This window comes from Phenylobacterium sp., assembly GCF_031412415.1.
Lineage (GTDB): Bacteria > Pseudomonadota > Alphaproteobacteria > Caulobacterales > Caulobacteraceae > Phenylobacterium.
Map to the genome: position 1 here is coordinate 1 of NZ_JANOCX010000453.1, position 7,448 is coordinate 7,448.

Here is a 7,448-nt window from a genome sequence, read left to right on the forward strand (position 1 = left end):
GATGGTGGTGGTCAATTTCGCCCAGCAGTGGCCGGCGCGGGCGGCGGGGCTGGCCGTGCCCGCCGATGTGGTCGACAGCCTGGACGCGGCGGGGTTCCGCGCGGCCATCGGGGCGGCCAAGACCTGGCTGGCGGCGCGGACGCAGGCCGAGTTCGCCGAGCGCGACGAGGTCCCGGTCACCTTCATGATCGGGACAGGCATGGAGCCCACCCTGCCCGCGGGCCAGTGGTTGTCGGTGTTCGCCACCACCAACCTCTTCTTCCACCTCTCGACCGCCTACGGGATCCTGCGGGCAAAGGGCGTGCAGATCGGCAAGGTGGACCTGTTCGCGAGCGGGCTCTAAGGGCGCTTGCGCTCGGCGGCCTGGCTAGGGGGCGCCCACGACCTCGATAGCATCGCTCGCCGCACCTCCGCCTGGCCGTCCCTTCCCGCTCGTGATCAAGATGTTCTGCTTTTGTTCTTGCATCGCTCGACTTGTGCGGCTAAGCTTCGGGACGTGACCTACAACTTCGCCGACCGCTGGATCCCGCCGCGCGATCGCCGCGTGCCGGGGATGGATCATCGCAGCGGGGCGGTGGGCTCGCAGTATCGGCGTGAGATCGGCGAGGTGATCTGCGCGCGGATGGAGGTGGGCGAGACCATCGCCTCCATCGCAGCCGATCCGGACATGCCCTCGTACGCCACCATATTTCACTGGCGGAAGGTGCAGCCGGAATTCGCCGCCATGTACGACGCGGTGCGGGCGCATCTGGCCCAGGGCAAGGTCAACAACCGGCGCGGCAAGCATGTGGCCGACGCCTGGCGCGTGCCGCACGAGATCAAGCTGGGGCTGCGCCGCCATTGGGTGTCGGGCAAGAAGAGCAGCTATGACCGGGCCTGGGCCAAGCGGTTCTGCGCGCGCGTGGCCCGAGGCGAGGCGGTGAGCGCCATCGTCAAGGACCCGAAGATGCCGTCCTCCAAGCAGGTCTATGGCTGGCTGAAGCGGCACGAGGAATTCCTCGACATGTATATCGCCGCCAAGGCCGAGCAGAAGGATTGGCTGGAGTTCCGGCTGTGGGACATGGTGATGAGCGCCACGCCCGAGACCCTGAAGGCCGACAAGGCCGCCGTGGCGCGGCTGGAGGGCCGGATCGGACGGCTGACGCCGAAGGTCTATCGGCCCTAGTCGGGCTTGCGGCGGTCAAGGCCGAGTGACCGGTTTTTGGGCGCCGTCGCGCGTTGGGAGAATCCCTAGGGCGCAATCTCGCGCGGCGGGCGAGTGGGCGTTGACAGGTCGTTAACCATGAATTTCGGTGCGGCCGAACGTGTTACGTCAACTTCGCCTTTTGGGGGTTATCCATGCGCAAATATCTACTCGCCGGAGCCGCGGCGGCCGCCGCTCTCCTCTCCGCCAACGCCGCCAGCGCGGCCACGGTCGTCCTGTTCTCCGACTTCGAGAACGACGGCACGATCAGCCAGGCCTTCGGCACCTGGGGCGTCTACGCCGCCGCCGACGGCTGGACCACGCTGACCGGTCCCGGCATCGAGGTGCAGAACAACGCGGCCGGCGCGCCGCAGTCGCCGGACGGCGGCACGAACTTCGTCGAGCTGGACAGCCACGCCAACAGCTCGATGTTCTACACCCTGGGCTCGAGCGGCAGCTTCGACCTGACCTTCCTCTATTCGCCGCGTCCCAATGTGAGCTCGACCAGCAACGTCATCGACGTCTACCTGGATACGACCCTGCTCGGCACCTACACCGCCGCCGGCGGCGGTGCGACCTCGTGGAGCAGCGCCGGCGCCACCTTCAGCGGCACGGCCGGGCAGAAGCTGATCTTCGCCGCCGCCGGCGGTTCGGACTCGCTGGGCGGCTATGTGGACAACATCACCCTGTCGGCGGTTCCGGAACCCGCCACCTGGGCGATGATGATCGCGGGCTTCGGCCTGGCCGGATCGGCCCTGCGCCGCCGTCGCATGGGCGCCGTCTACGCCTGAACGCGGGCCTAGCCTGAAATCGCGCCGCCGGTCTTCCCCCAAGGCCGGCGGCGTTTTCGCGCCTGGCGTTTGGCCAGCGGGTGACCGAGACTGGCTCGGCCCGGAGGCCCGCCCATGACCGATCTGTCCCGCCGCGCCGTCCTGGCCGCCGGCGCCGTCGCAGCCCCTCTGTCAGCCGCGCGAGGTCAGGATCTGGACGCCCTGGCCCGCGACGAGGACCACTGGGCGCGGGTGGCGGCGCTGTACGACCCGCCGCCGGCCGGGGTGATCCAGTTGGAGAACGGCCAGTTCGGCGCCATGGCGCGGCCGGTGCGGGCGGCCTATGAGGCCAAGCTGGCGCGGGTGAACCGCGAGACCACGCTCTATACCCGCGGGACGGCGAACGCCGACGTGGCCAAGGTGCGGGCCAGGGTCGCCGGCCTGCTGGGCGTGGATGTGGGCGAGATCGCCTTCACCCGGGGCGGCACGGAATCCATGCTGACCCTGATCGGCGGGTACAACCGGCTGAAGCCCGGCGACGGGGTGCTGTACGCCGACCTCGACTACGACTCCATGCAGGTGGGGATGGTGTCGCTGGCCCGGCTGCGCGGAGCCCGGGTGGTGAAGATCGACCTGCCCGAACCCGCCACGCGCCAGGGTCTGATCGACGCCTATGAGGCGGCGCTGAGCGCCAACCCCCATGTGCGGCTGATGCTGCTGACCCATCTCAGCCACCGGACCGGGCTGATCCCGCCGGTGGGTGAGATCACGGCGATGGCCAAGGCCCGCGGGGTCGACGTGCTGCTGGATTGCGGCCACGCGCTGGGGCAGACCGAGTTCTCCCTGCGCGAGCTTGGCGTCGGCTTCGCGGGGCTGAACCTGCACAAGTGGATCGGCAGCCCGCTGGGAGTGGGCGTGGTCTACATCGCCAAGGACCGCATCCCCGACATCGACGTCTCGATCCTGGAGGCGCCGGGGTCGACCATCGACGCGCGGGTTCATACGGGGACGGTGAGCTATGCCGGGGTGCTGGCCGTGGCCGACGCCATCGACTTCCACGAGAGCGTGGGGCTCGCCGCCAAGGCGCGGCGGCTGCGCTACCTGCGCGACCGCTGGGCGCTGGCGCTGCGCGGGCAAGCCGGGATCGAGATCCTGACGCCGGACGAGGCCGACCTGCACGCCGGCATCACCTCGTTCCGGTTGAGCGGCCAGACCAGCCTGGCGCAGAACGTCGCCGTCCGCCGGGCCCTGTTCGACCGCCATCGCATCTTCACCGTGGAGCGGGCCGGACCGGCCAGAGGCGCCTGCGTGCGGGTGACGCCGTCCTTCGTCAACAACGCCGCAGACATGGACGCCCTGGTCAAAGCCTTGCGGGACTTGGCTTAGGGTTAATTTTCCCGCCCCGCGATTCCGTCCCTCCCGCCCCGGGTGTCCGCGCTGGCTCGCCTTCGCCGCGACTGGCATGAGCCTTGCGAAGACACATTTGCAGGCCCTGGTTGTGGGCCAAAACGATACGGGGCTACTTCAATGCGCAAGCTGATCCTGGCTGGGGCCACGGCCGCCGCCGCTCTTCTCTCCGCCAACGCCGCCAGCGCGGCCACCGTGGTGCTGTTCTCCGACTTCGAGAACGACGGCACGATCAGCCAGGGCTTCGGCACCTGGGGCGTCTATGGCGCCGCCGACGGCTGGACCACCCTGGCCGGTCCCGGCATCGAGATCCAGAACCACGCGGCGGGCAATCCCGACCCGACCGGCGGCACGAACTTCGTCGAGCTGGACAGCCACGCCAACAGCTCGATGTTCTACACCCTGGGCTCGACGGGCTCCTTCGACCTGTCCTTCCTCTACTCGCCGCGCCCGAACGTGGGCTCGACCAGCAACGTCATCGACGTGTACCTGGATACGACCCTGCTCGGCACCTACACCGCCAACGGCGGCGGCGGCACCTCGTGGAGCACGGCCAACAGCAGCTTCTACGCCACGGCCGGCCAGAAGCTGATCTTCGCCGCGGGCGGTTCGTCCGACTCGCTGGGCGGCTATGTCGACAACATCACCCTCTCGGCGGTTCCGGAACCGGCCACCTGGGCGATGATGATCATGGGCTTCGGCCTGGCCGGCTCGGCCCTGCGCCGTCGCCGCGAGGTCCTGGCCTACGCCTGATCTTACGGACGTCACGATCGCGCCGCCGGCTCCTCGAGGGCCGGCGGCGTTTTCGTGCGCGCTTGACTCTCGATATTACGTGCGTAGTCTCATCTGACTACAGACGTAATCCTGGGAGGACGCCCATGGCCCATCTTGGCCGCATCTTGACTGCATCCGCCGCGCTCGCCGCCGCGCCGGCCCTGGCGCACGCGCAACCCCTGACCATCGGCGGCGTGTTCGCCGACGCCCACATCATCATCCAGTCGATGATGGCGATCCTGATCCTGTGCATCGTGGCCGCCGTGGTGGTCAGCGTGCGCAAGGTGACCTCCGGTCCGCACCTCTCCGGCGGCTCGGCCTTCCTGTCGGGCCTGCGGCTGGGCGGACCGCTGGTGGGCTGCCTGGGCGCGGCCTACACCGCGCTGATGATCTTCATGGGGGTCTCGAATGTCGCCACGCCGCTGCCGCTGAAGGTCATCGCGCCGGGCCTGGCGGAGATCGCCCTGCTGCTGAGCCTGGGCCTGATGGCGGGCGTGGTCGCCGTGGTCGCCAACTGGGCGGTGGAGTCGCGCATCGATCGCGCGGTCCTGCGCACCTGAGCCCGCGCCTGCACATCACCGAGGCCGAGAGCGAGGTGCTGGGCGCCCTGTGGCGGCGAGGGACGATGTCCTTCGCCGCCCTGATCGCCGAGGTGACCAGCGTGCAAAGCTGGGGCGGCGCGACCGTGAAGACCCTGCTGGGCCGGCTGATGCGCAAGGGGCTGATCGCCTCCGAGCGCGCGGAGGGCCGCCAGCTCTACCGGCCCACGATCCCCCGCGACGCCTATGTGGACTCCGAGATCCAGGCCCTGGCCGACCGGCTGTTCGGCGGCGACGTCGGGGCCCTGGCGCTGTGGCTGGCGCGGCGGGATGGGGCCTGACCGCGCCGCGTCATTGATCAACAACGGTCCGGAAACCCAGTCGCCCCATAATGTCCGTCGACGGAGCGGAGGCGTGGACATGGGCCACTACCAATTCTGGCTGTTGAACGAGGCCGACGAGCGCACGCAGGGGCTGGACCTGCCCTGCGCCGCCGACCATGAGGCATGGCTGGTGGCTGAACGGCTGCTGGCCGAGTGCCGCCGGGTTGAGATCTGGACCGAGCGTGAGCTGATCGGCCGTCTCGGCGCCGCGCCGCTGGAGGTCATGGAGGGCGCGAGTTTCATCTGGCCCGCCGGGCGACGTCGGCGCACGCCCGCCAAGGTCAAGCCGTCACGCAAGCCGCCCAGCCGCCAGGACGCCTAGTCCGGATAGGCGGTCCGCATGTAGATCAGGGACTCGGCGATGAGTTCCTCCAGCACATTCAGGTCGATGTCCGACAGCCGCTTGATGTAGAGGCAGGCCTTGCCCGTCGTGTGGGGTCCCAGCTGCGCCAACAGGCCCTCGTAGCGCGGAAATCCCCCGGCGATGTAGAGCACGAGCGCGGGCTTCCGGGGCGAGAAGCCGACACGCAGGCTGTCGCCTTCGCGGCCGCTTTCGTAGCGGTAGTGATAGGTCCCGAAGCCGACGATGGTGGGTCCCCAGAGCCGGGGCGCGTCACCGCTGATCCGGCCCATGATCTCGCAGAGCATACGGCCGTCGGCCTGTCGCGCGGGCGGTTCGACGGCGGCCAGGAAGGCTTCGACATCGACCTTTGTCGGTTGGGTCTTGTTCTGGGCCATCCCACCCTCCCCGGCTGGCGCGCGCCGATCCTGATCGCTTGTTCCGCCGGCCGCCAGCCCCTAAAGCCAAGGGAGCCACAGGACACAGCCCATGACCACGCCCGCCGATCTGCATTCCGCCTTGGGCCAGCAGAGGGTGGTGTCGCTGGAGCCCGGCCGCGCGGTGATCGAATACCTGGTGGGTCCGCACATGTGCCACTCGGGCGGCGTGGCGCAGGGCGGCTTCGTCTGCGGCTGGATCGACGCGGCCATGGCGCACGCGACCATGGGCCAGGACGCCGAGATGACCCCCATGTCGCTGGAGCTGAAAGTCAGCTTCTTCGCCCCTGTCCGGCCGGGACTGGTGATCGCCGAGGGCTGGGTGGAGCGGCGGGGAAAGTCCAGCGCCTTCCTGGAAGGCCGGCTGCTGAACGCCGAGGGCGAGGTGCTGGCCAAGGGCAGCTCGACCGCCCGCCTCATTCCCCGCGCTCAGGTCGAAGCCAGCACACGACGGGCGGTCGAATAGCCGCCCGCAAGCTTCGCCTGACGAGGGCGCTCTACGCCCCCGCGGACGTTTCCAGCGGACGGGGTGGCGGGGCGCCTGGGGGGCGGCCGATCCAGATCTGGCCGGAGCGGGCCATGACCTCGCCGCCGGCGTCGAAGAGGGCGACGCCGGCGAAGTGCTTGCGGCCCTCGACTTCACGGGTCCAGGCGACGACCACATAGGTCTCCCCCGCGCGGGGTTTCTTCAGGACCTCGCCGGCCATGGTCCCCAGCAGGCCGACCGGCGCGCCGGTCTTTATCCACCAGGCCATGGAGCCGGAGCAATCGAGCGCCCCCCAGGTGATTTCGTCGGGGATGGTCCCGTCGGGGCCGGCGAAATTCGCGTGAGGGGTCCAGAGGCCGGCGCAATGTCCAGCCGGGGCGCCGTCGAGCTGGCCCACATGGACGCCCAAGCCTTCGCCATCCTCGCGTTCGATACAGCAGGAGAAGCAGCCGCGGTGCAGGGACCGCTGAGCGAAGGGCGAGCCGGCCTGGGCCGCGCGCGCTTCCTCGACGCCGGGGGGCGCCGGCGGGGTGGGCGGGATGGCGTCGTCCGTGGCCGGACGGGCCGTGCCCAGCAGGCCGCCCTCGGCGTTCGACAGGATCACCCCGCCGTCCTCGCCGGGCGACAGGGTGACGGCGACATCCAGGGGCACGCCTGAGCGCAGCATGGCCGCGCCGCGACCGCCGACAGCGTTCGACAGCACGCCGCAGATGTATCCGCCATTGGCTGTGTAGGGGGGCCCACGAAACTGGCGGGGCACAACGATCTCGGTCATTGAAATCAAGGTCTCGGAATAGTGGAATCGAAGTCAGCGTCTTTGAATGCCGCCATCATGACCATCGGAGACCGCCGGTGGAAGCCCCCTAGACCATCCGCGTGACGATACGTCCAACCTCCGCCAGCACCGCGTTGCGTCCATCGCCGCCGGTCTTCGCCCCGGTGAGGTAGGCCGCGACCAGCATCGGGCGGCGGTTCGGCGGCCAGAGGACGGCGATGTCGTTGGTCGTGCCGTGCGAGCCGGAGCCGGTCTTGTCGCCCACCTTCCAGGTCTTCGGGATGCCGGCGCGCAGCCGCGCATCGCCGGTCTGATTGGCCACCAGCCAGCCGGTGAGACGCGTGCGGGAAGCC

Annotated in this window: 11 protein-coding genes and 1 pseudogene; 9 read left to right on the forward strand and 3 right to left on the reverse strand. The window is 69.6% G+C overall.

Features of this window, described 5'->3' with window-relative positions; all coding sequences use genetic code 11:
• The 8 genes and pseudogenes from RMO04_RS20915 to RMO04_RS20950 all read left to right on the forward strand — a co-directional run.
• Positions 1-343: DUF1993 family protein (locus RMO04_RS20915; RefSeq protein WP_309646699.1), on the forward strand; the 343-nt coding region annotated here is incomplete at its 5' end.
• A 153-nt stretch (positions 344-496) separates the two neighbouring features.
• Positions 497-1,165 (forward strand): hypothetical protein, encoded by a 669-nt coding sequence (locus tag RMO04_RS20920; RefSeq protein WP_309646700.1) that lies wholly within the window; start codon positions 497-499, stop codon positions 1,163-1,165.
• 173 nt (positions 1,166-1,338) lie between these two features.
• Entirely contained in the window at positions 1,339-1,974 is a 636-nt protein-coding gene (locus RMO04_RS20925; protein WP_309646701.1) for a PEPxxWA-CTERM sorting domain-containing protein, read from the forward strand.
• 114 nt (positions 1,975-2,088) lie between these two features.
• On the forward strand, positions 2,089-3,339 hold the full coding sequence (locus tag RMO04_RS20930) for an aminotransferase class V-fold PLP-dependent enzyme (RefSeq protein WP_309646702.1): 1,251 nt from the start codon (positions 2,089-2,091) through the stop codon (positions 3,337-3,339).
• A gap of 672 nt (positions 3,340-4,011) precedes the next feature.
• Positions 4,012-4,113 (forward strand): annotated as a pseudogene (locus tag RMO04_RS21210) (PEPxxWA-CTERM sorting domain-containing protein); the annotation flags it as partial.
• Between the two features lie 125 nt (positions 4,114-4,238).
• Positions 4,239-4,694 (forward strand): hypothetical protein, encoded by a 456-nt coding sequence (locus RMO04_RS20940; RefSeq protein WP_309646704.1) that lies wholly within the window; start codon positions 4,239-4,241, stop codon positions 4,692-4,694.
• 14 nt (positions 4,695-4,708) lie between these two features.
• Positions 4,709-5,014, forward strand: a complete 306-nt coding sequence (locus RMO04_RS20945) for a BlaI/MecI/CopY family transcriptional regulator (protein WP_309646710.1) — start codon at positions 4,709-4,711, stop codon at positions 5,012-5,014.
• Positions 5,015-5,093: 79 nt separating this feature from the next.
• Positions 5,094-5,378, forward strand: coding sequence for a hypothetical protein (locus tag RMO04_RS20950; protein ID WP_309646705.1), 285 nt, complete (start codon positions 5,094-5,096; stop codon positions 5,376-5,378).
• On the opposite strand, the gene RMO04_RS20955 is transcribed toward RMO04_RS20950, so the two are convergent.
• Complete coding sequence (locus RMO04_RS20955) at positions 5,375-5,794, reverse strand: DUF1801 domain-containing protein (protein ID WP_309646706.1); 420 nt, start codon at positions 5,792-5,794, stop codon at positions 5,375-5,377. The two genes, RMO04_RS20950 and RMO04_RS20955, sit on opposite strands and share 4 nt — an antisense overlap.
• Before the next feature lie 91 nt (positions 5,795-5,885).
• Here RMO04_RS20955 and RMO04_RS20960 point away from each other — a divergent pair, with 91 nt between their 5' ends.
• Entirely contained in the window at positions 5,886-6,299 is a 414-nt protein-coding gene (locus tag RMO04_RS20960) for a PaaI family thioesterase (protein WP_309646707.1), read from the forward strand.
• A gap of 31 nt (positions 6,300-6,330) precedes the next feature.
• On the opposite strand, the gene RMO04_RS20965 is transcribed toward RMO04_RS20960, so the two are convergent.
• Together RMO04_RS20965 and RMO04_RS20970 are read right to left on the reverse strand one after the other, a co-directional pair.
• Entirely contained in the window at positions 6,331-7,095 is a 765-nt protein-coding gene (locus RMO04_RS20965) for a hypothetical protein (RefSeq protein ID WP_309646708.1), read from the reverse strand.
• An 88-nt stretch (positions 7,096-7,183) separates the two neighbouring features.
• Positions 7,184-7,448: serine hydrolase (locus RMO04_RS20970; protein WP_309646709.1), on the reverse strand; the 265-nt coding region annotated here is incomplete at its 5' end.

Coding starts and splice junctions, on each gene's coding strand:
- RMO04_RS20925 (WP_309646701.1), top strand. CDS start 1,339: ATGCGCAAATATCTACTCGCCGGAGCCGCGGCGGCCGCCGCTCTCCTC.
- RMO04_RS20930 (WP_309646702.1), top strand. CDS start 2,089: ATGACCGATCTGTCCCGCCGCGCCGTCCTGGCCGCCGGCGCCGTCGCA.
- RMO04_RS20940 (WP_309646704.1), top strand. CDS start 4,239: ATGGCCCATCTTGGCCGCATCTTGACTGCATCCGCCGCGCTCGCCGCC.
- RMO04_RS20950 (WP_309646705.1), top strand. CDS start 5,094: ATGGGCCACTACCAATTCTGGCTGTTGAACGAGGCCGACGAGCGCACG.
- RMO04_RS20955 (WP_309646706.1), bottom strand. CDS start 5,794: ATGGCCCAGAACAAGACCCAACCGACAAAGGTCGATGTCGAAGCCTTC.
- RMO04_RS20960 (WP_309646707.1), top strand. CDS start 5,886: ATGACCACGCCCGCCGATCTGCATTCCGCCTTGGGCCAGCAGAGGGTG.
- RMO04_RS20965 (WP_309646708.1), bottom strand. CDS start 7,095: ATGACCGAGATCGTTGTGCCCCGCCAGTTTCGTGGGCCCCCCTACACA.